This is a genomic window from Streptococcus tangpeifui, from assembly GCF_044503215.1.
Lineage (GTDB): Bacteria > Bacillota > Bacilli > Lactobacillales > Streptococcaceae > Streptococcus > Streptococcus tangpeifui.
Genome location: NZ_CP172427.1, coordinates 419,489 through 444,772, shown reverse-complemented (window position 1 = coordinate 444,772; position 25,284 = coordinate 419,489). Strand labels below are relative to the sequence as shown.

The 25,284-nt window shown below is 41.7% G+C and carries 24 protein-coding genes and 2 pseudogenes; 4 read left to right on the top strand and 22 right to left on the bottom strand.

Annotation, left to right across the window (positions count from 1 at the left end):
* Positions 1–359 precede the first annotated feature (359 nt).
* From ACFSN5_RS02180 to ACFSN5_RS02125, 12 genes and pseudogenes are all read right to left on the bottom strand, one after another.
* Positions 360–569 (bottom strand): annotated as a pseudogene (locus ACFSN5_RS02180) (hypothetical protein); the annotation flags it as partial.
* 69 nt (positions 570–638) lie between these two features.
* Complete coding sequence (locus tag ACFSN5_RS02175; RefSeq protein WP_165329230.1) at positions 639–1,376, bottom strand: class I SAM-dependent DNA methyltransferase; 738 nt, start codon at positions 1,374–1,376, stop codon at positions 639–641.
* A 47-nt stretch (positions 1,377–1,423) separates the two neighbouring features.
* On the bottom strand, positions 1,424–1,777 hold the full coding sequence (gene rsfS / locus ACFSN5_RS02170; RefSeq protein WP_165208988.1) for a ribosome silencing factor: 354 nt from the start codon (positions 1,775–1,777) through the stop codon (positions 1,424–1,426).
* Positions 1,778–1,792: 15 nt separating this feature from the next.
* Positions 1,793–2,299, bottom strand: coding sequence for a cysteine hydrolase family protein (locus ACFSN5_RS02165; protein ID WP_165208984.1), 507 nt, complete (start codon positions 2,297–2,299; stop codon positions 1,793–1,795).
* On the bottom strand, positions 2,300–2,896 hold the full coding sequence (yqeK, locus tag ACFSN5_RS02160; protein WP_206221336.1) for a bis(5'-nucleosyl)-tetraphosphatase (symmetrical) YqeK: 597 nt from the start codon (positions 2,894–2,896) through the stop codon (positions 2,300–2,302). It lies immediately after the preceding gene.
* Positions 2,896–3,528 carry a nicotinate-nucleotide adenylyltransferase gene (locus tag ACFSN5_RS02155; RefSeq protein ID WP_165208980.1) on the bottom strand — a complete coding sequence of 211 codons (633 nt, stop codon included), beginning with the start codon at positions 3,526–3,528 and terminating at the stop codon, positions 2,896–2,898. Before ACFSN5_RS02155 ends, yqeK begins: the two co-directional genes overlap by 1 nt.
* A 162-nt stretch (positions 3,529–3,690) precedes the next feature.
* Positions 3,691–4,002: a ribosome assembly RNA-binding protein YhbY gene (gene yhbY, locus ACFSN5_RS02150; RefSeq protein WP_165209752.1), complete on the bottom strand. Its 312-nt coding sequence runs from the start codon at positions 4,000–4,002 to the stop codon at positions 3,691–3,693.
* 14 nt (positions 4,003–4,016) lie between these two features.
* Positions 4,017–5,138: a ribosome biogenesis GTPase YqeH gene (gene yqeH / locus ACFSN5_RS02145; protein ID WP_165208976.1), complete on the bottom strand. Its 1,122-nt coding sequence runs from the start codon at positions 5,136–5,138 to the stop codon at positions 4,017–4,019.
* Positions 5,138–5,665 carry a YqeG family HAD IIIA-type phosphatase gene (locus ACFSN5_RS02140; protein ID WP_165208972.1) on the bottom strand — a complete coding sequence of 176 codons (528 nt, stop codon included), beginning with the start codon at positions 5,663–5,665 and terminating at the stop codon, positions 5,138–5,140. The genes yqeH and ACFSN5_RS02140 overlap by 1 nt, the downstream gene beginning before the upstream one ends.
* 264 nt (positions 5,666–5,929) lie before the next feature.
* Entirely contained in the window at positions 5,930–7,429 is a 1,500-nt protein-coding gene (locus tag ACFSN5_RS02135) for a prolyl oligopeptidase family serine peptidase (protein ID WP_165329231.1), read from the bottom strand.
* Between the two features lie 804 nt (positions 7,430–8,233).
* Complete coding sequence (locus tag ACFSN5_RS02130; protein WP_165208964.1) at positions 8,234–8,842, bottom strand: DUF4230 domain-containing protein; 609 nt, start codon at positions 8,840–8,842, stop codon at positions 8,234–8,236.
* A 153-nt stretch (positions 8,843–8,995) separates the two neighbouring features.
* Positions 8,996–9,715, bottom strand: coding sequence for an immunity protein (locus ACFSN5_RS02125; RefSeq protein ID WP_165208960.1), 720 nt, complete (start codon positions 9,713–9,715; stop codon positions 8,996–8,998).
* A gap of 108 nt (positions 9,716–9,823) precedes the next feature.
* Here ACFSN5_RS02125 and ACFSN5_RS02120 point away from each other — a divergent pair.
* A pseudogene (locus ACFSN5_RS02120) lies at positions 9,824–10,101 on the top strand (SDR family oxidoreductase); the annotation flags it as partial.
* A gap of 87 nt (positions 10,102–10,188) precedes the next feature.
* Here ACFSN5_RS02120 and ACFSN5_RS02115 read toward each other — a convergent pair.
* The 5 genes from ACFSN5_RS02115 to gatC form a co-directional block, all read right to left on the bottom strand.
* On the bottom strand, positions 10,189–11,064 hold the full coding sequence (locus ACFSN5_RS02115; RefSeq protein WP_165208956.1) for a DUF3114 domain-containing protein: 876 nt from the start codon (positions 11,062–11,064) through the stop codon (positions 10,189–10,191).
* A gap of 356 nt (positions 11,065–11,420) precedes the next feature.
* Positions 11,421–12,536, bottom strand: coding sequence for a 5-methyltetrahydropteroyltriglutamate--homocysteine S-methyltransferase (locus ACFSN5_RS02110; protein ID WP_165208951.1), 1,116 nt, complete (start codon positions 12,534–12,536; stop codon positions 11,421–11,423).
* Between the two features lie 186 nt (positions 12,537–12,722).
* Positions 12,723–14,162, bottom strand: coding sequence for an Asp-tRNA(Asn)/Glu-tRNA(Gln) amidotransferase subunit GatB (gatB, locus tag ACFSN5_RS02105; RefSeq protein ID WP_165208947.1), 1,440 nt, complete (start codon positions 14,160–14,162; stop codon positions 12,723–12,725).
* The gene (gene gatA / locus ACFSN5_RS02100; RefSeq protein WP_165208943.1) at positions 14,162–15,628 is read right to left on the bottom strand and encodes an Asp-tRNA(Asn)/Glu-tRNA(Gln) amidotransferase subunit GatA; all 1,467 of its coding nucleotides are present in this window, start codon (positions 15,626–15,628) and stop codon (positions 14,162–14,164) included. Before gatA ends, gatB begins: the two co-directional genes overlap by 1 nt.
* Positions 15,628–15,930, bottom strand: coding sequence for an Asp-tRNA(Asn)/Glu-tRNA(Gln) amidotransferase subunit GatC (gene gatC / locus ACFSN5_RS02095; RefSeq protein ID WP_165208940.1), 303 nt, complete (start codon positions 15,928–15,930; stop codon positions 15,628–15,630). The genes gatA and gatC overlap by 1 nt, the downstream gene beginning before the upstream one ends.
* Before the next feature lie 131 nt (positions 15,931–16,061).
* On the opposite strand from gatC, the gene ACFSN5_RS02090 reads away from it, so the two are divergent.
* The gene (locus tag ACFSN5_RS02090) at positions 16,062–16,844 is read left to right on the top strand and encodes a TraX family protein (protein WP_165208937.1); all 783 of its coding nucleotides are present in this window, start codon (positions 16,062–16,064) and stop codon (positions 16,842–16,844) included.
* Between the two features lie 95 nt (positions 16,845–16,939).
* On the opposite strand, the gene ACFSN5_RS02085 is transcribed toward ACFSN5_RS02090, so the two are convergent.
* Complete coding sequence (locus ACFSN5_RS02085; RefSeq protein WP_165208934.1) at positions 16,940–19,573, bottom strand: ABC transporter permease; 2,634 nt, start codon at positions 19,571–19,573, stop codon at positions 16,940–16,942.
* A 12-nt stretch (positions 19,574–19,585) separates the two neighbouring features.
* Positions 19,586–20,287: an ABC transporter ATP-binding protein gene (locus tag ACFSN5_RS02080; RefSeq protein ID WP_165208931.1), complete on the bottom strand. Its 702-nt coding sequence runs from the start codon at positions 20,285–20,287 to the stop codon at positions 19,586–19,588.
* Between the two features lie 119 nt (positions 20,288–20,406).
* Between ACFSN5_RS02080 and ACFSN5_RS02075 the strand changes: the two genes are divergently transcribed.
* A complete protein-coding gene (locus ACFSN5_RS02075; protein ID WP_165208928.1) occupies positions 20,407–20,955 on the top strand; it encodes a TetR/AcrR family transcriptional regulator in 549 nt (182 codons plus the stop codon).
* A gap of 702 nt (positions 20,956–21,657) precedes the next feature.
* Here the strand turns inward: ACFSN5_RS02075 and ACFSN5_RS02070 are convergent.
* The 3 genes from ACFSN5_RS02070 to ACFSN5_RS02060 form a co-directional block, all read right to left on the bottom strand.
* A complete protein-coding gene (locus ACFSN5_RS02070; protein WP_165329232.1) occupies positions 21,658–22,209 on the bottom strand; it encodes a cysteine hydrolase family protein in 552 nt (183 codons plus the stop codon).
* A 77-nt stretch (positions 22,210–22,286) separates the two neighbouring features.
* Positions 22,287–23,072, bottom strand: a complete 786-nt coding sequence (gene codY / locus ACFSN5_RS02065; RefSeq protein WP_165329233.1) for a GTP-sensing pleiotropic transcriptional regulator CodY — start codon at positions 23,070–23,072, stop codon at positions 22,287–22,289.
* Positions 23,073–23,363: 291 nt separating this feature from the next.
* Positions 23,364–24,578: a pyridoxal phosphate-dependent aminotransferase gene (locus ACFSN5_RS02060; RefSeq protein ID WP_165329234.1), complete on the bottom strand. Its 1,215-nt coding sequence runs from the start codon at positions 24,576–24,578 to the stop codon at positions 23,364–23,366.
* A 191-nt stretch (positions 24,579–24,769) separates the two neighbouring features.
* Between ACFSN5_RS02060 and ACFSN5_RS02055 the strand changes: the two genes are divergently transcribed.
* Positions 24,770–25,219 (top strand): universal stress protein, encoded by a 450-nt coding sequence (locus tag ACFSN5_RS02055; protein WP_206222662.1) that lies wholly within the window; start codon positions 24,770–24,772, stop codon positions 25,217–25,219.
* Positions 25,220–25,284: the final 65 nt, after the last annotated feature.

The following is a 25,284-nucleotide window of genomic DNA, read 5'->3' as shown; positions in this document are numbered from 1 at the left end:
GCTATCAAGATGATAGCTGATAAAAAGATAATTCCTGTGACACCATATCTAATAGGTTGCCGATATCTTTTATAAAAAGCATTAAATTTATCAATAAAGACATGATGTTTGTTGCACATAACAGCTAAAATCAGCAGGAAGAGCGGACTTTGGCTGATCAGTACCCAGAGAAAATTGTAAAGCAGCGATAAGAAAGTATCATTTACTTGACCAGACAAAGCTAGCACGGCTAAAAAAGTTGGATCCACGATAGCTGTATAAATCATGAAGACCGCTGCTGCGTAGATTCCCTTGCTATTCTTTTGACTATTTTGACTGTCCAAATCTTCTACTGCCAGCAGACGTTTGGTTCCCCAAGCCATTAAGACAGCAATAAGCACCAAATAAATCCAAACCCATACTCTATCAGGAAGTTGACCAAGGGCTTGTGCTAGATTCAATATCTCATTACCCAATATGAGTGATAAAATGAAACCCAGCAAAGCCGTTCCAAACAGGACTAAGCCACCAAAAAGATAGACTTTTTTAAGGGATAAACCCACTGCCTGCATGGTCATCAGCAATATCATGCCAACAGGATCAATGCCCGCTAGCGCCAAGCCTATGACAAAAGCCAAATTCTTCATAACTGTTCCTTCCTACTTCTCACACACAAAGAACCATCTTTTGCTTGTTTCAGTAGGCTCTTTGTCTTCAAAGTCAGCATAGACCTTAACTGTTTTGAAACCTGCTTGTTCAAGGAGGATGTCGTAGGTTAAAAGCTCATAGGTGCGCTCTTCGTGGACTTCGTCAAAGCGGATAAAGCGTCCATCCTCATCTTGGATGAAGAAAGTCAGCTCATGCACCACTGAATGTGGCGCTTCATCTTCGTAGCTGTCCCAAACCATAGCAAAGTCTTCCGCATTTTCATGGTAAGCGTAGCCTGGAAAAACTTCATCTGTCTGATAGGTAGAATGCACATCAAAGATAAAAACACCACCGTCATTGAGATGAGCGTAAATCTGCGCAAAGACATCACCCACATCTACCTCATCTTCCATGTAGCAGATAGAGTCCGAATAGCAAGTCACCATATCAAAGATTCCGACAGGCGATAAATCCAGCATATTCCCCTGAATAAAGGGAATGTCAAGATGGGCAGACTGGGCACGTTTACGGGCTAAGTTCAGCATCTCGTCACTCAAGTCCAGCCCTGTCACATCGAATCCTGCCTGTTTAAAACGAATGGACTGAATCCCCGTCCCACAAGCCAATTCTAGGAGTTTGGCATTTTTTGTTTTTGGAAAATGGCGCAGCGAAAAGTCCGTCCATTGATCATAAAGTGAATCCTCCATGATACTGTCATAGACTCTCGCAAAAGTTTCATAAGTTGTCATATCTCTTATCCCTATTCTAAAAAAGCAGTCTCAGCGACTGCTCATTGTTATCCAAGATAGGCCGTCACATCCACCATCGGTGCTTCGTGCCAGAGTTTTTCCAGATTATAGTGGTCGCGCGCTTCTTCGGTAAAGATATGGACGACCACGTCATTGAGATCAAGGAGAACCCAACCGGTTTTGCTATCCCCTTCAATGTGGCTAGCATCACCACCAGCTTCCTTGACCTTTTCACGGATATTATCCGAAATAGCTTCTAACTGACGGCTGTTCATAGCACTCATGATGGCGAAATAATCTGTCAAACTGCTTAAACCAGCTAGATCAAGCACAACAATATCTTCAGCCCGCTTTTCATCAGCAGCTTTAACAACCAATTCTAAAAGTTCGTCTTTAGTCATTAATCTTTATTTCCTTTAATTAAATAGTCTCTCCAGAGGCAAAACCTGAGCAAAGCGGTCATGCCAAATCGTCTCATAGTAGTCAATCAAGATATTTGCTGGGATATCTGATGTCCCAAAGGTCGTCGTACCATGTTCCACCACAGCAACTTCATAACCCATCTCAAAAGCCACCTTGACCGTCGTATCGATGCAGTAATCAGTTGCCATCCCTACAATAATCAACCGCTCCACACCCTTGCTTGCTAAATAAGCTCGCAAACCTGTTTCTTTAAAAGCCGAATTATAGGCTTTATCAATAACCAATTCATTTGCTTGAGGCGCTACTGAGTCATGTATCTTCCACTCCCTGCTGCCCATTGGCAAGTCATCATCATGATGGCGGACATAAATTACCTCAGTCTGACGTGTACGTGCTTGTTTTATGGTTTGCGCCACAGTTTCTAAGAAAAGCGACACCTGATAAGGCTGCTCCGCCATTAATCCATTCTGCACATCTACAACCAATAAAGCTGTCACCATCTAGGTCTCCTTCAAATAACTGACATAAGCATTATAGGTCTCAATGGTCTGCGGATAGATGGGCACAGCTTGGTGAGCCAAATGCTCAATGGTATGGGCTGTTTCATAGGCAACAGCCTTATCCAAAGATACTTCGGCCAGTTGACGCGCTTCTTCAACGCCTGGAAAATGACGATTGTCTTCGATATAGTCAGCTACATAGACAATCTTAGCTAAGACACTCATATCCTTGCTTCCTGTCGTATGATCTTCAATAGCAGCTAGGATTTCAGAATCTGTTACCCCTAGATCTTCCTGAATCTTATAAATACCGACCTTGCCATGCCAAATATTATTGCCCCAGTTTTTCAAGTCTGGATCCAGCCCATACTTGTCAATCAGAGCCAGAAACTCCTCATCAGAGAGTTCCTTGGCATAGTCATGCAAAAGCCCTGCTAAACCTGCTTTTTCAGGTTCATAACCATTTTGCCTAGCTAATGTCATAGCTGATTTTTCCACACCTAGACAATGTTGAAAACGCTTCTGACTGAGTCTTGATGCCATAAGAGACAAAAGCCCATCTCGATCATAGCCAAAACCAATATAATCTTGATACATCAGCGATAGAGCCCCGCTTTCTTGATATAGGCTAAGACTGACTGAGGTACCATAAAGTTGGGGGTATGGCCAGTCTTAATCAACTCCCGAACATTAGTTGAGGAAATATCCATTAGGGGCACATCAACCCAGATAACCGGATAAGACGTCCCGACTTTATACTTGGGACGCTGCACCCCAACAAACTGCACCAGCTCAACCAGATCGTCAATGCGGTGCCATTTAGGAAGATATTCCACCATATCCGCCCCGATGATAAAGTAATAATCCGTATCGGGATTCTTCTCCGTCAGATACTTCATCGTATCATAGGTGTAGCTAATGCCTTGACGCTCCAGCTCAATCGTCTCGATATCCAAACCTTCGATACCATTGATAGCCAACATGAGCATATTGAGACGGTGCTGCTCAGCAATGGTCTCCTTTTTATCAACGTGAGGAGGAATGAATTCCGGCATCAGAAAAACTTCATCTAGACACAGCTGCTGACGAACCTGATCAGCGACAAGCAGATGAGCATTATGAACAGGGTTAAAATTGCCGCCTAAAATTCCAACCTGCTTACGACCAGTTTTCTCAACAGCTGTCTCCAATTCCACCTTAGTAAATGGCGTTACTAAATCAAGTGCCATAGACTTCTCCTCATGCTTTACGTATCAACTCTTTTAGCTTTCATTATAGCATAAATAGGGCAAAAGAAAAAGCCGACAAAACGGCTGGTTGAAAGCGATAAGACTACTTTTCAAGACTATTAACAAGGCTTATACTTTCACAAAACTATAAGACACTAAACGCTAAATTTCCTTGACTTTCTGAGATAGTTTTCGATTTTCCTTTTTGGCAGATTGCTTATAAAGAGTAAGGATGCGGCCAGTTTTGGCAACCGACTGGGCTCCAATTTCATCCTCTAAAATTTCAGCTACCTCATGAATCGTCTCATCAGTATTTTGCAACAGCTTGACCTTGATGAGCTCACGCGCATCTAAGGCATTGCGAACACTGGTCTTGATTTGGTCGTTGAGGCCGTTCTTACCGATTTGAACGATCGGCTTCATCGCATGAGCCTGACTATTGAGATAGGCACGTTGTTTTGATGTTAACATAATAATTTCCTTCTTTTTTAAATCAAAGCCTTGCGAACCAGCACTCCAACACCTTCAGGAGCCCAGCCAGCAACAAGGACAGGTTTGTCAGGCTTGGCAGCAATGCGTATCCAACCAAGACCAGAAAAGACCAAATCAGCCTTATCTTTAATGGTAAATTCGTGACGAACCAGTCTAGGAAAATTATCCTTGTCCTTAGCAGATGGTGGTGTCAAAAGACTGCCCGTATGCTTGTCGTAAAATTCATCGGCTCCCTCAAGTTTAGTCCGGTGGAGCTTGAGATTATTGTCAAAGTAGGCCGTAAAGCCCTGCTTATCTCCCTGAATAAAATCAAAGCGTGCCAGCCCCCCTAAAAATAGGGTCTGTTCAGAATTGAGCTGATAAGTCTTGGGTTTAATCTCCTTTTTAGGACTGACATACTTGAGGTCCTTGGCAGACAGGTAGTGGGCCATCTGGTGGCGATGAATAATCCCCGGTGTATCAAAGATATAAGAACCATCATCCAGTGGAATCTCAATCTTATCGAGTGTTGTCCCTGGAAAACGTGAGGTCGTGATAACATCCTTGTCTCCAGTGATTTCCTTAATGATAGCATTAATCAGCGTTGATTTCCCAACATTGGTCACTCCGACCACATAAACATCACGGCCAGCACGAAGCTCCTCGATCCGCTCAATCAAAGTCTTGATGGCATGATGATTTTGAGCACTGGCCAAAACAACATCTACTGGTCGCAAGCCTTCTTCGTGCGCGCGTTCACGCAGCCACTGGGTGACCTTGCCATCCTTAACAGACTTGGGCAGAATATCTTTTTTGTTCCCTACTAGGAGAACATCATTCCCAGATACAAAGCGGCTGAGACCTGGAATAACAGAGCCATTAAAATCAAAAATATCTACAACATTGACGACTAAAGCCTGACTATCCCCAACTTCATGAAGCAAGGTCAAAAATTCGTCATCGCTAATATGGACATCAACGATATCATTGTAGTGGCGCAGACGAAAACAACGCTGACAGTATAGTTCACCATCGCCTTCTGCTGCCTTCTCAATACTGGAGCGGGGCGTATAACCAGCAGCATCCTTATTCTCACTTTGAATCCTAGCGCCACAGCCAATACAATATAATTCTTCCATTAAATTTCCTTTTTGTAAGTAATTTCACCGTATTTCTCAGTAATCTTGCGCATAACCCGCCGCTCCCTAGCACGATTAAACTTGGTATTCCAGGCATCCGACCTCACCAACGGTTTGACCAAGATAGAACGGATACCTGCTCGGTGACAGGCCCTAATATCCGTCATAAGCTGGTCACCAACCATGACAACTTCATTGCGATCAAAGCTATAGCGCTCAATCGCCTTGTTAATACCACGAGTGAAGGGTTTCATGGCACGGCTGACAAAATCCACATGGAAAGGTTCAACCGCACGTTTCACACGTTCAAATTTATTATTGGAGACGACGACCACTGGGATACCAGCCTCTGTCATATCATCCAGCCACTCCCGCAGCTCTGGTGTGCCATCAGGATTATTCCAAGCAATCAAGGTATTATCCAAATCCACCAGCACCGCCGCAATGCCATGCTTACGCAAGCTTGCAGGCTTCAAATCATAAACAGCTTCCACCGCAAAGGTGGGTATGTAATCTTCAATACTCACAGCTTTCTCCAAAATATGATAGTACGCCCTATTATAGCATAATTTAGAGCTCTTTTGAGGGGAGAAAAAAATTTATCCTTAGTAGCATTCTTTACTATCCTACCTTTACGATAATAGGACTATGGCCTCTCAAATTATGATGCCATATACAAAAACATCTCTGTCCACGAATGAGTATGTAAAAAGCCCCAGTAGTACTAAGGCTTGTTTACATCTGAAAATGATACTCAAAAATCCAAATGTCCTATCACACAGAAAAAAACTTTACCGGTGCTGATCATTCAGCCAGTCAAAGAGATTATCGTAAGCTTTACCATCAACCTCAGCCTGAGCAGTACCGCCGGCTGATTGGTTGTCAGCTTGGAAACCCGTTAAGTCATCATGACTACTGATTTTTTGGACATCCTGAACACCTTTGACCTTATCGTTAAAGTAATAAGTCCAAGACCAATGGCCATTATAGTGGATTCCTTTCATATCAGAACCTTCAACAGACTTAAAGAAAGAGAACCATTTATTTTTGGCACCGCTATCCACCAAGGCTTTGTAAACAGGCAGAGCATAAAGTTCTGGATTAACAACCTTATCATTTTCTGCGTGGATAAACCATATTGGTATATCCTTCAAGGCGGCTACTTTTTCAGTATCAAAGTAAACCTCATCCGTCCTCACGGCTGCATAGCCTGACAGACTGTCCTTGCTGGCCACCATTTTATAGGTTCCATCATTATTACGTTCATAATTGTAATAAGAATAGGCTGCTGATTGAAGAACAAGGGCTGCAAAGTAATCAGGATAATGAATAGCCATGTTGAGTGTCATATAGCCGCCATTAGAGCCCCCACTCAAATAAATACGATCGGTATCAATATCTGGGTTACTAGCCACATATTTTTTAATCGCTGCCATCAAAACCTCAGTATAACGAGAATTTCCTGAACCAGAACCATTGCTGCCATCTCCTTCATCCATCCAATAGGTCGGGCATTCCACCGCCAAGACATAAGCTCCTTTGGTCTTCCCAGTTGTAAAGTGATTTTGAATAGTCTTTTGTGCCAAGGCAACGGCTTCATTGCCTAGAAGCGTAATATTCAGGTCATCGCCGCCTTCACCTTGTCCATGAAGCCAAATAAGCAGAGGATTTTTCTTACCGCCAGCTAAGGAATCTGGCTCATAGGCCGCATAACGCAGGGTAAGGTTTTCCTTAACCTGAGTGATTGGATTGCTATAATTGCCTGTAAAGTCATCACGTTTATTAAAGCTATCTGCCTGAGTTAAGATCCGATTGCCAATAACGTTTTCCTTATAGTTTAGACTCGTTGTCTTCCCACTCTTTGAGACTTTAAGTCCCTTAATAGATACCGTATAAGCCGTCACCCAATGGTTATGGAAATCATCCAAATCAAAGCTGAAAGGACTGGCAACCGCTGCACTTTTCTTAGTATCAAAAGAAACAGGAAGCTGAATCGTCACATGATGGCTGGATTTTTTAGACGTCCGATTGCCCTCAGCATCAGAGAGAAAAACTGTTTCTACTTTTTGCTTAACACCAGCCGTAGTGACGCTTAAGTCTTTTGACGAAACATTGGTGACAGCACTATCCAGGTCAATAACCAACTGACGGACAGCCGGACCAAATTCATATCCTTTAATACCAAGATTTACTTTATCAATAGCCACACCTGAATCTCCTTTCAAGCCTGAACAACCAACGATCAAAAAACTTAAAGCTAGAAAACCTAATATTAACTTCTTCTTACTCATATCCTTTCCCCTTTACTAAAAAATTTTACAAGTGCTGACACTAGAATGGAAAGTCCAAAAGCTTCACTTTCTGAAGCCAACCATCGCCAGAAGTATAATGAGACAAGCAGTCTGAGAGACTACAGTGGTATATTCCAAACTTCCCATTGTCTGTACTGACTTGCATCAGTAACTCCATGGCATGTCATCTATCTACACACCTATATTCTAGCACAAAAAATGTAAGCGTCAACATTCTTGAGGCAATCACTGTCCTCATTCATTTAGAAAAGCAAAAAGAGTGAGAACGAGCCCTAAAATTGAAAATTTCAGCTCTCACCACGTCCTGATTTAAGGGGGTGACCTGAAACTGTCCTTTCCCTACCCCCGCACAGCTTAAAAGATCCAAGGGACCTTTTAAGGTTGGAAATAAGATAAACGCTGGTTATCACATTTGTTTAGTTTTTCCAATTTGATCTTGTCCAGCTAGCAGTGGTTCAGTGAAGCTGGGGAAAAAGTATTCCAGCCTTCTATTTTTTGCAGTAATAACAGTTTGACGCAGTGGTTGGTTGGAGGTGGGACAACGAAGTCAATTTATATAAAAAATCGACTTCTTATACGTAATCTTCAAAGATTACAATGTTTTGTGGGTGAGAACGAAGCCATCATGGCTGTTTGTCCCACTCTCTAATGAACGTACAGGGGTAAGAGTTCATTCCGAAACAAGAAGGCTGGACGAGTTTTCGCCCAGCCTCTGTGAGATTATTAATATGATTTAGCAAAAACGACAAAGATTATCAAGTGCTACAAGTACTGACCTACCAATCAATCCTGAAACTCACATTCTACTTTTGCATCCTTATCAATAGAAGTTAGAAGTTGCCGATAGTATTCTTTAGCAGAATCTTTGATCATTTCCTTGTACTCCTTTAGATAACCCTCTTGTTCCTTATCAGCTAGACCACCTGCAACAAGCTTTCCAGTATCGACATCATCAGTTGCTCCACTTAAGAAGCCACCAGAAGTATCATACAATTGGTAAGGATTGTCTTTAGCTAATTCAAAACCTATAACCTCAAATTTTGGAACGATAACTTTATAGCTTGATTCTCCCAATTTCTGCACTTTTACAGGTTTTTTAATACCAAACTTTGCCTTATAATTAAGGATGATAATAGCTTCCTTTTCGGAAAATGGCAGATCTAAATCTGTAAAAAGGACTTTCGTCGTTTCTTTCGAAGTAATGACTTTTTGGATACCAACATTAAGGAACGTAATTTGATTAACTTTTTCTAAGGAAGTAATCCTAGCACTTACAGTTGTAGTTGGCTTTTGCTCAAAAAAACTATTTAAGAAGCCAGATCCCATAATAAAAATTACTACAAGCCCAATACACACAATCCAAACGAAATAGGTTAAAGTCTTTTTAATCATGGTTAATTCCCTTTCACAAGGTATCCTAAAATTATTACAATTATTCCTAACCAAAGATTTAAAAAGGCTAAACATACTCCGAGGATAACTAATATAACAGATAAATATTTCACGAATGACACCTACTTCCAACTCTGCGAAATTATCAATTAATCACTCTGATTCCAGCGGAACAACTGCTGGTTCCCCTTTGAACGAAAAATACGGTTTAATTTCTAGTTCTAAATCTTCATCACTGTTAACAGCAAAATGTTGAGTTGCCCCTTTATAATCGCGACCAGCGGAAATAGTTTCGAAAGTATTGTCATTAGCATAAGATTCCATTTTAGCTCCGTTTGCATAAAGCTCTAAATCATCTCCAATAACATAGTCATCGTCTGATAAATTTTTAACATCATAAGTAACCTTCAATACCTTTTTAGGCTGCGTATCTTCAAACTCATTTCGCTCATCCGTCCATTCAACTGACGTAATGGTGTACTCAACTTCCCCTTTAAAAGTGATTTTGTCGCCAACCTTATAAGTCTTTTGACTTTCTGACGATTTGGAAATACTTGAACCTCTTTTTTCGCTTTGCCTTGTTGGTTTATCATTTTTCCCCAAAGCATTATCCAGTACAGCCCCATAACTCGCCTGTGTCACCAGAACAACGATAAAAGAAATGATGGCAATCATAATTGAAATTAGAGCTAGCAATTTTTTCTTTTTCAGGTTAATGAACAAAGCAATCATTCCCAAAACAAAGGCAATAATCGCTAGAACGGCGGAGGCGTTATTGACAAAGGGTATCCATGAAGTCACCAAGGCGATACCACCAAAGATTAAAGCAATGATCCCCAAAACTTTCTTCTCATCTTCTTTAACAGGTTTCATCTCTTTTCCTCCATTTTTTAATTTTACAAAACTATTATATATATATATAATATGTCAATAACGTTACAAAGAAGTGGAGTTTTTGACTAAGCACTAAAATCGGTTAGTCAATTGGGCTTTATGCGCAGTGCTGCCTTAGAATACACAAAGAACGGTATCACTATCAATACCGTTCAACCGGGCAATGTTCTAACTGAAGGCCTGATTGCCCAAGGTCAATCCTATTTAAATGAAATGAAAAAAAACTATACCGATACACACATTGGGAGCTCCTGGGGATATTAGCACAGCTGACGCCTTCCTTGCATCAAAAGAAGCTCACTACTACATTATCGGACAAAGATTGCGGACAGATTTTGCCAGAATCTTTTGATGCTATTTTATAAATTCTATTCCTTTAGACAATAACAATAAGAGAGGCCTAATCTGGCCTCTCTTATTGTAAATACTAGGTTTCTTGCTAACCTACTCGGCTAGTTTCTGGCCTTCAGGGCTCTTTTGAAGCTCTTCTTCTGCTTTTTAACCAAACTGATCAAGGCTTGCCCTTCTTTGGCATAACCGCCTCTCTTATTATAAAAGCTGCGGTCAAAGTCAGCTGTTTTTCTTTCCTTCCAAAATCGAGCCAGTCGGACTCTACCCGTTCGATTAGGGGAGCGATAGCCCTTGGTTGCTTGACGGCGAAATGCAGGATCGTGCGGACCAACAGGATAAACATCAAGACGGAAATGACTTTTAGTTGTGTTGCCATAATTAAAACTAGCCCCATTAATAATCCCATTGGCAGTCATTCTTTCAGCATCAACTTCATTGAGAAAATTCCCGTGACTGTCAATAATAAATTCTGTCCGGAACTGGAGTAAAACCTTTATATTATAAGATTCTTGACCATCTGGAAAGAGAAAATCACCTGCCTTCAAGCACCGTTTATTATGCAAGCGGGCATGATCCCAAAGACTAGGGCGCAAATAGTTATCCCGCAGATAAGCAATCAAGGCTTCCTGATCTGTCATGCTTGATTTTCTATAAAATCGACGGACATACTGAGCCTGCTGACTTGAAATGATGTATCGAAGTTGATGAAGCTGACGATTAAAGAGAGTCTGCTCTTGAAAATCCTGCCCCTTCATTGCTAGACGAACCTGTTTGGCCAGATCAGCCCAAAATTTATCGTGAGGAGCTAAGTCCTCTGAAAACCTGGCGACCAAGGCTTGATTCTCTGTCAAATCTCCTGATAGATCCCTAGGCAGATCCAGTCTTTCCAGAAGGAAGCGCAGTGCCTTACTAGCATCTTTATCTTTTCTAAGTTCATCCCATTTAGTCCTGAACAATACTGAACCAATCTTGAGCATAAGAACCTCCCTTTTCTAGTATTATAGCGGGACTTGATCTAAATAGCAAAGGTTCCAGTCATCCGCATTTTGTGAAAATATCTTCGAGTTCTCTTACCCATCTTTCAGCAGACTGCTGACCAAGATTAACCCGCAAAACGTGGTAAAGTTCGTGAACTTTTATCAGCCAATCGCTCAAGCTAAAACTAGCCGATAATTTTCACGGCACCAGCTCAATTGACATCCTGAGACTCCTAATTAGTGATGTGGAATCAGAGCATAAGCTATAAAGCTAGCCAACACCTAAAGATGGCTGAAGCCGTAAAAAAAAGCCATTCCTAAGAATGACTTGCTAGTAGTCGTTGAGCGAGATGCGCTTAGCCCCAAACCTCATCAATAATCTCTTTAACAAGAGCCAGCTTGTTCCACTGATCTTCTTCTGTGATGAGATTGCCTTCTTGAGTTGAAGCAAAGCCACATTGAGTTGCTAGCCAGAGTTGTTCCAGGGGCAAAATCTCCTGAGCTTGACGGATACGCTTGATAACAGCCTCTTTATCCTCTAGTTTTCCTTCCTTTGTCGTAATCAAGCCAAGAACAGCTACCTTATCAGGATTCTTAAATTCTGCCAAAGGTTCAAATCCACCAGACCGCTCATTATCGTATTCAAGGAAGTAAGCTGTCGCCCGTTCGCGACCAAAGAGTGTCTCAGCCACTGCTGTGTAAGGTCCTGTTGTCGCATAGGTTGACTGGTAATTTCCACGGCAGACATGGGTATTAATTTGGAGGTCTTCTGGAAGATTTTCCAAGGCCTTATTATTGATATAAAGCAACCCTTCACGAATGGCATCCTTATCAATCTGACCACCTGTTACGGTCTTATAAAACTCATCATCCATGATAATACCCCAGGTACAATCATCCAGCTGAACCGTACGAGCACCTTCTTCGTAAAAAGCAAGGATAGCATCGTGATAGGCTGCAGCCAAATCGTCAATCAAGTCTTGCTGATTAGGATAGACCGCTAAGGCCTTTTGGATATTAGTGCCGCGTTGCAATTCAACCAAGCACTGAGCTGGTGCGGGAATGCTGATTTTAGCCTCCACGCCACGCTCATCAGCCAGTTTCTTCAAAAACTGATAGTGCTTGATGAAGGGATGATGTTCCTTGGTAAAACCAATTTTACCAGTAACGATAGCCGAATCATCGTTAGTTTCTACCTCTTGAAAGGCCAAACCTTCCCCATACTGATAGCGCTTAATGCCATCAAAGCCCCAGAAAAAATCCACATGCCAGTTAGCCCTACGAAACTCACCATCAGTTATTTTTTCAAGACCAGCAGCAACCTGCTTATCGACCAAGTCTGTAATCAGCCGGTCTTCAACTGCAGTCAAGTCTGCTTTCGAAATCTTACCAGCTTCAAAAGCTGCACGTGCTTCCTTCAATTCTGCTGGCCGTAAAAAGCTACCTACGTGTTCAAAATATTTTTTTGTCATGTATTCTACCTCTTGATTGTTATAGGTTCATTGTATCAGAGGGTGCTATAAGTGTAAAATATATATTTTATATAGAAAAACATAGTTATTAGTTATATCAAAAAGGGAGAGCGAGGAAAATCAAAATCGTGATTTTATCACGATTTACTGATTAAGTCCCACTCTCTCTTAGGGTTTAGGTTTATATCAATCTAATAGTTTTGCCAACTCTTCCTTGAGCAGTTTTTGAGCCACCTGCGGGTTAGCTTGGCCTTTGGTTGCCTTCATGAGGAAACCAGTAAAGGCCTTGTCGGCATTGCGTTTACCTGATTTGAAGTCAGCGACAGCTGCTTCATTATCCGCAAAGACTTGGTGGATAATCGGGATCAAGACATCTGGATCGGAGATCTGTACCAAACCAGCCTTTTCCACATAGTCACGCGCAGAACCGCCATTTTTAGCCAGATGGACAAAGACCTTTTTAGCAATCTTAGATGAAATGGTGCTATCTTCGATCAAGCCCAGCATTTCTACCAGATTTTCTGGTGTCAGATTAATGTGTTCAATGGTTTTAGCTTCGCTATTAAGAAATTGGGCCACTTCACCTTGGAGCCAATTGGAAACCTGCTTGGCATCGCCGCCTAGGCCAACAGCTTTTTCAAAGAAGTCTGATGTCGCTTTAGTCGCTGTCAATTGACTAGCATCATAGTCCGTCAGACCCAATTCATTCACATAACGAGCTCGGCGGTCTTTGGCAAATTCAGGCAGGCTACTCCGCATGTCCTCGATCCAATCATCAGAAATCTCAAAGATTGGCAGATCGGGCTCTGGGAAATAACGGTAATCGGCCGAACCCTCTTTAACCCGCATAAGAATTGTTTGTTTTCCAGCTTCATCGTAACGGCGGGTTTCCTGACGAATCACACCACCGGAACGCAGGATTTTAGCTTGACGCTCTACTTCATATTCCAAGCCCTTGCGAACATTGCTGAAGGAATTGAGATTCTTGAGTTCGGTCTTAGTACCAAATTCCTTTTGACCATAGGGACGCAAGGAAATATTGGCATCGACCCGCATGGAGCCTTCTTCCATTTTGACATCAGAAATACCGGTGTATTGGATAATCTCCTTTAAAGCTGTCAAATAAGCATAAGCCTCTTCAGGAGAGCGCATATCAGCCTCAGAAACGATTTCAATCAAAGGCACACCCTGACGATTGAGGTCAACGTAGGAATAACCATCATCAGCGTGGGTATTCTTACCAGCATCTTCTTCCAAATGCGCCCGTTCAATACGAATTTTCTTTGTTGAACCATCATCCAGCTGCGCTTCCAGCCAGCCATCATAACCGATTGGTTCATCAAATTGTGAAATTTGATAGGCTTTAGGATTATCTGGATAGAAATAGTTCTTGCGGTCAAAGTGCATGGTCTGATGAATATCCATATTGAGCGCCAAAGCAGCTTTTATGCCTGCATCAATAACACCCTTATTCATAACCGGCAAAACACCCGGGAAGGACCAATCGATGATATTAGTGTTGGCATTGGGATTCTCACCAAAATGAGCCGATGATGGTGAGAAAATTTTTGAATTGGTATTTAATTCCACATGGACTTCCAGCCCAATAATGGTTTCAAAGTTCATTAGTTCTCACCTCCAAAAATTGCTGGCTGCTGCTTATGGTAGTCAGTCACTGCTTCAAAAGCAGAGGCTGCTTGATAGATAGTTTCCTCACCATATTTAGGACCAATTAATTGCAATCCAACTGGCAACCCTTCCACAAAGCCTGACGGGATCGAAATTCCTGGCAGCCCAGCTAGATTGACCGGAATGGTCAAAAGGTCAGCTAGATACATGGCAACAGGGTCATGATTGAGTGTATCCAGGCCAAAAGCTACCTGCGGTGCTGTAGGACCAAGGATAAGGTCATAATTGACAAAGACCTTTTCAAAATCTTGAATAATCAAGCTACGTACCTGACCAGCCTTTTTAAAGTAGGCATCATAGTAACCAGACGACAGACTGAAGGTCCCCAGCATGATACGGCGTTTAACTTCATCACCAAAACCTTGGCTGCGAGTCTTGACATAGATATCCTCTAGAGATTCGGCACCTTCTGCTCGGAAACCATAGCGAATCCCATCGAAGCGTTGCAGGTTGGAGGAAGCTTCTGAAGAAGCAATGATGTAATAAACCGCCACACCATACTTGGAATGGGGCAGACTAACTTCTTCAACAATGGCTCCCAAGTTTTCAAACTGCTTAGCCGCTGCTAGAATATTTTCTTTAATTTGTGGATCAATGCCTTCGCCCAAGTATTCCTTAGGCAGGGCAATTTTCATCCCTTTGATGTCTTGCCCAATCTTACTGGTATAATCAGCAATCCGAACAGGAGCAGAGGTGGAATCCTTCTTGTCCTCGCTGGCAATAGCATTTAGCAGTTGGGCATTTTCTTTAACAGTCTGCGAAAATGGACCAATCTGATCCAGCGAGCTGCCAAAAGCAATCAGGCCAAAACGGGACACCGTACCATAAGTTGGCTTAAGACCGACAACACCATTAAAAGCTGCCGGTTGACGGATGGAACCACCCGTATCAGATCCCAGTGACAGACGAACCTGACCAGAAGCTACTGCTGTCGCTGAACCACCTGATGAACCACCGGGGACCTTGCTTTGATCCCAAGCATTTTTAGTCTTCTTGAAGTAGGAAGTTTCGGTTGAGCCGCCCATGGCAAACTCGTCCATGTTGGTCTTACCAACGACGATCATACCTTTTCCATAGGCATTTTGAACAGCTGTCGCATCAAAGATGGGTTCATAATTGTAGAGAATTTTCGATGCAGCAGTTGTTAAAATCCCCTTAGTCGAAATATTATCCTTAACCGCTAAAGGAATTCCTGACAGGACATTATCCGCATCAATTCCTTCTTCATCTATAGTCTGAGCCTGCTCCAAAGCCGCCTCTTCCGCTACCGTGATAAAAGAACCAACAGCCGTCTCACGCGCCTTGATATCCTCGAGTGTCGCCTCAGTCAGTTCAGTCGCAGAAATTTCTTTTTTGACCAGAAGGTCGTGTAATTCTTCAATTGTTTTATGATTAAAAGACATCAGGCATCTCCTCCGTCATCTAAGATCGCCGGTACCTTGATATAATAATCTTTCGACTCCGGTACATTTTTAAAGAGCTGATCGCGATCAGTTCCTTCTTCAGCCACATCAGGGCGAATAACTGTCTTGCGGTCAGCCATGGTTGTTGTAATAGGCACACCAGTCGTATCAACTTCATTCAACAGCTCAACCATGTCGACAATTTTGGTCAAGGTAGTCGCAAATTCAGCCGTTTCTTCATCTGAGAAGGACAACTTTGACAAAGCCGCTACATGGCGAACTTCTTCTTCAGAAATTTTCATCCATTTTTCTCCTATAAGCATTACATAGTCTTCAAAATTATATCACACTTTTAAAGATAAAAACATTCTTTCAAAATTGTAAGGGCAGGGCTTCATTATTTTGGTACACTGATATTAAGGAGGAAGATGCCATGAAAACACTAAAAGGATGGAATACTAATCAGCTTAAATACATCGCCCTGACTTTTATGGTAATGGATTCTGCATTTTTTGCCTTCCCTGGCTTGCCAAGCTGGCTGCATCTCATGACACGATTTGTTGCTCCTGTCTTTGCTTATTTAACACTGGAAGGTTTCTTTCATACCAGAAATCGGCAAAAACATTTGCTTCGATTGTGGGTGGCTGCCATTCTCATGCAGCTGGGTGACTTCCTATCTTTGCTGCTCCTAGGATCTAAGCACCAGATCGTAGATAATATTTTTTTAACCCTCGCTTTAGGTTACAGCATGATCTATTTTTGGCAAAAAGCTAAAGACTCCACCAATCAGCGCAGCCTTAATCTTATCTTGGGAACAGTGATTTTCATCATGGGACTTTTCCTATCGCTTATCGGTCTGCCTCTTGGCCAGCACCTCAGCCTGACACTGGAAGGCGGTGTCCCAATTCTCTTTCTTATGCTGATTTTTTGGGGATTCTACGGCAGTCCTAAAAGGCAGCTGCTCGTCTTTGGATTATGGAGCGTCTTGCTCTTTATCATAATGGGACCAGACCTTAATATCAGTCATTACCCAAGTCTGGGCGTCTGGTTTGAGATGTTTTGTTACAACAGCGATGCTATGAGCTTCCTCTTCCTTCCCTTCCTATTTTTCTATAACGGGCAAAAAGGCAGCACTAAGCCTATCCACAGATGGTTTTTCTACATCTTTTACCCTGTCCATCTTTGGATCTTGCATATACTAGCTTTCTTCTTGTAAATGGATCTTGCACATCATAAAGAGGTTGGGAACGTTCCCAACCTCTTTTAACCTGCAGAGAGGATGATATCACCAACACTTCTGCTGGAAATTTATCACTCTGCTGCCTGTAAAGCTTCCAGCATATCAAGATATTTGAGTCGATAGTGAACAAATACCCCTAATCCTACAAGAATAAGACAAATAAAAACAATTGGGATCACATAAACCTGAATATCAACATTTGTCCCAAATAATACATTATCAGAACCAATCATCTCCATGATTACTTGATGCAAATAATGACCAGCTAAGAGTCCCAAAACATTTCCTACCATTGAAAGAACAATCGTTTCACGGTAAATATACAAGGTAACCTCACTATCGTAAAAACCAAGAACCTTTACCGTGGATAACTCTCTAATACGTTCAACAATATTGACATTAGTCAAGTTATAAAGAATAACAAGGGCCAAAAGAACTGTATTGACAACCAGAACAATCATGGCTGCATTCAAAGAGGTAACAATTGTTTTAATCATCTTCATCCGAGATGTATTTTGAGTCACCGATGCAACCTCGTTCATAGCCAGTAATTTCGTTGATATATCCTTAATATGAGAAGAAGAATCATCCTTTAGGTTGATAAAATAAGCATTATCATCGGGCTTCTGACCAAAAATATCTTGATAGACTGACCGAGTCATAAATAAATAGTGGCCGACATTCATCTTGGCAATGGCAGCAACCTTGATACGGCGCTTCTTACCATCACTGTCCTTAAGATAAAAACTCTTACCCTCATCGACCTTATAAAAGCGGGCTAATTTTTCAGAGATAACGACACCGTGCTTAGGCAGTTTTAAGTCCTGATTAGTACGGGCATCCTTTAAGCGAACAAAGTCGTCAAAGTTGTCGCCATCCGTTGCCATAACAGCAATACTCTGCCGGTCTTTTAACTGAGGGACCTCTTCAGTCAAGTTAGTGTAATAAATACTCTGATAACGCGCAACGTCCTTTGACCTTAAAAAGTTCGTTAAGCTATCATTATCTTTGACACCTTCCTTTTTCATAGCTACCAGATGATAAGGGGTCAACTGCGTAAACTGTTCCCTAATCACCTTTCCCAAAGAGGATTGGATTCCTAATCCTGCAAAAAGAAGTGCAACTGAACCAGCCACCCCCAAAATCGTCATCAGCATCCGCTGCTTATAGCGAAAAATATTACGGACGGTCACTTTATGAGTAAAACTCAAACGCCGCCACATAAACCCTATCCGCTCTAAAAAGATCTTCGACCCTCTCACAGGCGGCTTAGGCAGCAGCAACTGAGCCGGTTTTTCACCCAACTCCTTACTGGCAATAAGATAAGCCGGTAAAACAGCACTCGCCAATCCTAACAAAACAGCGATTAAGGTATAAGACCAGTAAAAGGATAAATGGGGACTGCCCAAGACCATATTCCCTGAAAAAATCTGTAGCACAATTCTTGAAAGTAAATAATGGCCTCCGATAATACCTAAGAGGCTGCCCAGCATGCTAGCTACAAAACCATAAATAAGAAATATCCGGATAACATCCTGTTTCGTATAGCCCAGAGCTATCAGTAAACCCGATTTGTTTCTTTCCTCATCAACAAATCGAGTCATCGTCGTAAAGGTAACCAAGGCAGCAACACCATAGAGTACAATAGGAAAAATATTGCCGAGATTGCCCATACTGTCTGCATTGGCAGAATAGACCGTATAACCTTCTCCGCCCAGCATGGTCGAACGTGTATAAGTATTATAGATTGGTTTTGGCATGGCATCAATTTGAGCCTGAGCTTTTTGAATCTGCTGCTCCTTTTGAGCGATTGATTGGCGCGCTTGACTAATAGACTGCTGAGCCAACTCTTGCTGATAAGGAGGTGCTGATGCTAGAGCAGCTGTACTTTCTTGCAGCTTCTTTTTTGCGTCAGCCAAGGCTATTTTACTTTGGTCAACTTTTTTCTGCGGTGCCTTTTTCAAGTCTGCCAGACGCTTTTGGCCATTATCCTCTAACACTGTATCTAACGCGTCTTGATAACTATTCACTTTTTTAGTGTAACCATCGGAAAAAGGATTAAGCTTTTTCAGTCGGTCATAGCGAATTCTAGCCAAAGTATTGGTGCTATTCGCAAAGGCTGAGGAATTCACAACACCATAACTTGTCAGATTACCATCTCCTGCTGTCGATGATCCTAAATTTAAGTTAGACCAAATTTCAGATGACTTGATGAAACCGACTATTTTGAAATCTTTTTCTACCAAATTAGACTTCTCAGAAAGCTGAAAGGATAATTTATCACCCAGTTGATATTTCTTTTTCAAAGGAGCAGCCAGAGCAATCTCATTCTGTTTCTTGGGTAAATTGCCTGATTCTAACTGGTAAGTCGAGATGGTCTGACTTTTGGAAAACACCCTCACAGCATTGTCGGTATCCTCAATCGTCACATCTGTTACTTTCCCAAACTCTACCTTAGCACCATCAACATGCTCTAACTCTTCCTGATCAGCCTGACTAAAACCATGGCTGGCTGTTACAAATAAATCTGCTGTTTGATGGGCTTGCAGATACTCATCAGCTCGCCCTTGCATATTGGGTCTTGTTGCTTTTAAACCGATAAAGGTAAACGATCCTAAAAACATCAAAAGCATAATAGAAAGAAAGCGGCCTTTTGATCCCAACAAGGCCTTCCAGATCGTTTCCCAGTAAACCTTTTTTCTCATAAAATCACCCCTTTAATACTCAAGACTATCAATATCTAAAGGCTGATCATTGCAGGTAATCTTACTAACCTTGGCATCATGCAGATAGATCACTCTGTCAGCAATTGGCGCCAAGGACGAGTTATGCGTGACAATTATAACAGTGGCCCCTCTTTGACGAGACATATTCTGTAAGAGTTTTAGGATCTGCTTACCTGTTTGATAGTCCAGAGCTCCTGTAGGTTCGTCACATAAAAGTAACTTAGGGTTTTTAGCAAGAGCACGGGCAATAGATACTCGCTGTTGCTCTCCCCCAGACAGCTGGGCAGGAAAGTGGTCTAACCGATTTCCAAGCCCAACTTCCTCTAGGGTTTCAGCAGCATCTTTAGCATCAGACACTATTTCTGAAGCCAGTTCCACATTTTCTTTGGCTGTCAAGTTGGGAACCAAGTTATAAAATTGAAAGACAAAGCCAACATCATTGCGGCGATAAGCCGTTAACTCTTTGGGACTGTAAGCGGCAATATTATTACCATCAATCCAAACTTCCCCATCATCATTCGTATCCATACCACCAAGAATATTAAGAATCGTTGATTTGCCGGCACCAGAAGCTCCCAAGATAATAACCAGCTCTCCTTCATCAATCCCAAAGCTGATATCATTATTGGCGATAACTTCTCTTTCTCCCATCTGATAACGCTTATAGGAATGTTTCATTTCAACATAACTCATCTAACCATCTCCTTATTTAGACACTTGTTGCTTTAATCTTTCCTTTAGTATATAATAGACTAAAGTGAAAAACAAGCAGCATTATATAGACTTTTGTCTATTTAAAGAGAGGATATCCTATGACTCAAAAACGTCACACACAAAGTAAGGCCAAAATAAAAGCAGCTATTACCGAGCTGCTGCTAGAAAAGAAAGCATTTGGAGATATCACTATCCGTCAAATCACTGAAAAAGCCCACATCAACCGCAGCACTTTTTACCTTCATTATCAAGATAAATATGACTTGATTGAAAAGCTTATGCACGAAATCACTGACCATCTCCGCAAAGAATTGAGCGATGATCCTGCCAGTATTAAAGAAAAACTCATTCACAGTCTCAATTACCTACAAAGCCAGCAAGAATTTATCAAGCTCATCATTGATATAGCACCGATAAATTTTTCACAAAAAACACGCCAGTTTATTACTGAGCTGGTCGAGAACGATCCTGCCCTCTTCTATGATGCGGTCAACCCAGATCTACCCCTCCCCCAAGATTATAGGCTGACAACCTATGTTGCCAGCATTGAAAGCATCTATGCTCATTGGATGCTAACAGGTGCTCAAGAATCTCCCCAAGAGGTTGCGGATATGATTCTAGTTGTCCGAGGATTTTATCAAAAATAATCAAAAATATGGAGGTCGCATTATGGCAAGGCTATCTATCCATCGAAACATCAGTCTTTTCAACGTCCGAAGTCCGCTCTTTCTCATACTTGACAATAAGAATATTGGCCAACTGACAATTATCAAGCCGAGGGAATGCTCTATCCCAGCGAGCGAACACACTGTTTATGTCAAAGATATCTTAGGATTTACCAGTCCAGTACTGACTATAAATATTCGAGAAGATAGAGAATCTGTGGTAAAGGTAAGCAACAAACTTTCCTTACTGCTCCTATTGCTCTTTCTAATAGTATTCAGTATTCTGCTCAAAAGTCTTCTAGTCTCATTCCCTGCCTCAGCGATTAACCCTATCTTAATAACTATCTGGCTGATATCTCTTGTAGTCCTCTTCATCTTTTGCCGCCACTCCTTTTATAAGGTTCAGGAAGACACCCCAGTCCAGAACAAACATCTATGATGGCTTTGCCTTCACCCATAAATATGGGAATCTCTGAAGATTGCGTATAAATCCACGGTCATTAAGTTAAGTCAGACACATATTCAAACAACCAACTGGACATCAGGAATTTTTTCCGCCTGAGATCCAGTTGGTCATTTTTGTGTGTACTAAACAAAGTTTGAAATTATGGCACTCAGTAGGTAAGGCTTACTAAAAATTGCGCCTGTAGTCATCGCTTAAATAGCGATTCGATATCTAATCTGTCATTCTGTAATAGTCGCCCCCAAGACATTCTTGAAATGATCAAGGGCAAATTGATGATTTTCTTGAGTCAGGCTTGCCACGCAGGAAGCGGGAATCTCGATATCATAACCCAGATTATAAGCATCAACAGCAGTATGGAGGACACAAATGTCGGTGAGAACACCAGTTAAGACTAAACTTGTCACTCGTCTTTCCCGCAACCGAATATCCAAGTCCGTCCCTGAAAAAGCTGAATAATGGCGCTTATCCAACCAAAAAACCCGACTGTCACCCTTGATAGCTTCATAAACATCAGCCAGCTGACCATAGAGGTTGCGTCCGCTGGTTCCCTTAATATTGTGGGGTGGAAACAGTTTGGTTTCTGGGTGAAAGCTATCTCTTTCATCATGGCCGTCAATGGCAAAGAAAATATAAGCACCAGCTTCATAGGCAGCCTGAGTTTTAGCAGCAATGGCTGTTTCAATGGCCTGAGCAGGCTTACCTGCTGTTAGTTTACCATCATCGGCCACAAAATCGTAAGTGTAATCAATCGAAATCAAAGCTTTAGTCATCTTTATCCTCCATTGTGAAATATCTATATTTTCTTCATTATACTAAAAAATCCTGCCACAGAGACAGGATTTTTCTACTACTCAAAATCTTTAATCTTATCGAAGATACCTTCGTTAATAACCTTAAGATAGGTGCCTTTCATTCCCAAAGAACGACTTTCGATAATACCGGCACTTTCCAACTTTCGCAAAGCATTGACGATAACAGAACGGGTAATTCCAATCCGATCAGCAATCACAGAAGCAGTCAAGCGCCCCTCAAGACCGCCTAATTCATTAAGAATGGCAGCTACAGCTTTCATTTCCGAATAAGACAGGGTATTGATGGCCATATTAACAGCTGTTTGCTTGCGGATGGTTTCTTCCAAATTTTCTGTTTGCAGATTGAGCAATTGAATCCCAACAACGGTCGCTGCAATTTCAACCAAAATCAAGTCATCATCGGTAAATTCATCATCATTGCGCCAGATAATTAAAGATCCCAGCCGCATGCCACCACCATAGATCGGTGCTAAAGTGGTCAGACCTCTCGGATAGATATCTCGGGACTCTACTGGAAAGATGGTTAACTCGCTGGAGACAGGGATATTGGCTTCGGTATCGTAAACCCGACTAATCCCCCGCATATAGTCATCAGGAAACTGCTGAGCGTCAAAAATTTCCTCAACACGGTCAGTATTGGTTTTATAATTCATGGCATAACCAAGAAGCGTTCCCCCACCATCAACGATACAAACATTACAATCAATAATATCAGCCAGCTGCATGGCCATAATATTGTAGGGTAAATCCTCTTGAAGACTGTCAACCGAGCGCTGCAAGATAGATGTGATTTTTCTTGTTTTTTCTAATAAGCTAGGCATTTCTCTTTTCCCTCTCTATTATTTCACCTCATTATATCAGAGTATTTTTGAAATCGCAATCAATTATCAGAAAATTTCTTATAGTTCCAAAATTGTAGTCAATAATTTACAATTTTAATCGAAATGTTCGGATTTTATCAGATCTTTTTCTCTTTCCACATAATAAACCAGCTGATGTCCTGCTCAAAATCAAGCTATTACCACTTGAAAATCCTTGCAATGCTTGGCAAACGCCAAAAAAAGAAACCTCCCAATTTTAGGGAAGCTCCTCCAATAATAGACTTTTTAGCTTTAACGTTTATACTGAGCCAAGACCCGAGTAATCTTTTCTTGAACCTCTGCCAGTTCGGATACCCGAGGCAGATAAACAATGCGGAAGTGATCAGGCTTATTCCAATTGAACCCTTTGCCAGGAACTAGCATGACCTTTTCTTGTTTAAGTAAACGCAGCACAAATTCTTCATCATCATCAACCTTATACATGTTCGGGTCAATCTTAGGAAAAATGTAGAGGCCTGCCTTAGGTTTGACGGCTGTTAAGCCTGGGATATCATTGATAGCCTTGGTGATAAACTCTCTCTGCTCATAAATTCGACCACCTGGGACTAACAATTCATCACCAGATTGATAACCACCCAAGGAAGTCTGAACGACATGCTGAGCCAAAACATTGGAGCAGAGTCGCATGTTAGACAGCATATTAAGTCCTTCAATATACCCCTTGACAGACTCCTTAGGTCCGGACAAAACCATCCATCCAACCCGAAAACCACAAATGCGATGGGACTTGGAGAGGCCATTCATAGACACACAGAAAACATCAGGAGCCAGACTGGCAATGGCTATATGCTGTGCCCCATCCATCACTAAACGATCATAGATCTCATCCGCAAAGATAATCAAATCATTCTGCCGAGCAAGCTCAACAATGTCTTCCAAAATATCCTTAGGATAAAGGGCACCTGTTGGATTATTGGGATTAATGACCACGATCGCCTTGGTATTTGAGCTAATTTTGGACTTGATATCATCGAGATCCGGATACCATTCAGCCTGCTCATCACAGAGATAGTGGACAGCCTTGCCTCCCGCTAGACTGACACAAGCCGTCCAAAGGGGATAGTCGGGCATAGGAACCAAAACCTCATCCCCATCATTTAGCAGAGCTTGCAGGGACATAGAGATCAGCTCAGAAACCCCGTTACCGATATAAATATCATCAATATCAACCGGTGGGAAGCCCTTGGTCTGACAATACTGCATAATAGCCTTGCGGGCAGAAAAAATTCCTTTAGAATCTGAATACCCCTCACTCTCTCTGACATTTAAAATCAAGTCTCGGATAACTTCGTCAGGAGCTGTGAATCCAAAAGCTGCAGGATTCCCTGTGTTGAGGCGGAGAATTTTCTCACCATTAGCCAACATACGATTAGCTTCATCAAGGACTGGCCCACGAATGTCGTAGGCCACATGTTCGAGTTTGGATGACTTATCAAATTGCTTCATACTTGTAACCTCTGTCGCTTTATTATAGCTAAATTAGTAAAAAATTGGAAACAATTTTAGGAACTTTTGGAAAAAAAGATAGCTGAGAAGCTTGGAAAAAATTTCCGAAAATTCCAGCAATCGCTTTCATAAAGTTTGAAAAAGAGGTATAATAAAATTACGAAAATAAGATAGGGGGAAACAATCCTATGATTCAAGCCTACAAACATATCCTCGTCGCTGTCGACGGTTCGGATCAAGCTGAATTGGCTTTTAAAAAAGGGATCGCTGTTGCTAAGCGCAATGATGCCGAACTCGTTCTAGCCCACGTTATCGACACACGGGCTATCCAAAATATCGCTGCTGTTGACACCTTCACTTACGAAAATCTTGAACAAGAAGCCGATGCTCTTTTGGGCGGTTACGAAAAAACAGCTAAAGAAGCTGGCGTCAAAGAAGTCCGTAAAGTAATCGAATTCGGTAACCCTAAACGTCTCTTGGCCATTGACATTCCTAAACGTGAAAAGACTGACTTGATTCTTTTAGGAGCGACTGGTCTGAATAATTTTGAACGTCTTTTAATTGGTTCTTCTTCTGAGTACATCATGCGTCATGCTAAGGTGGATATTTTAGTCGTTCGTGATGAACAAAAGACTTTGTAAATCAGTTAGTAGCTGTTTGCAAAAATAATGAAAAAATCCTTGCTCAATGGGCAAGGATTTTTCTA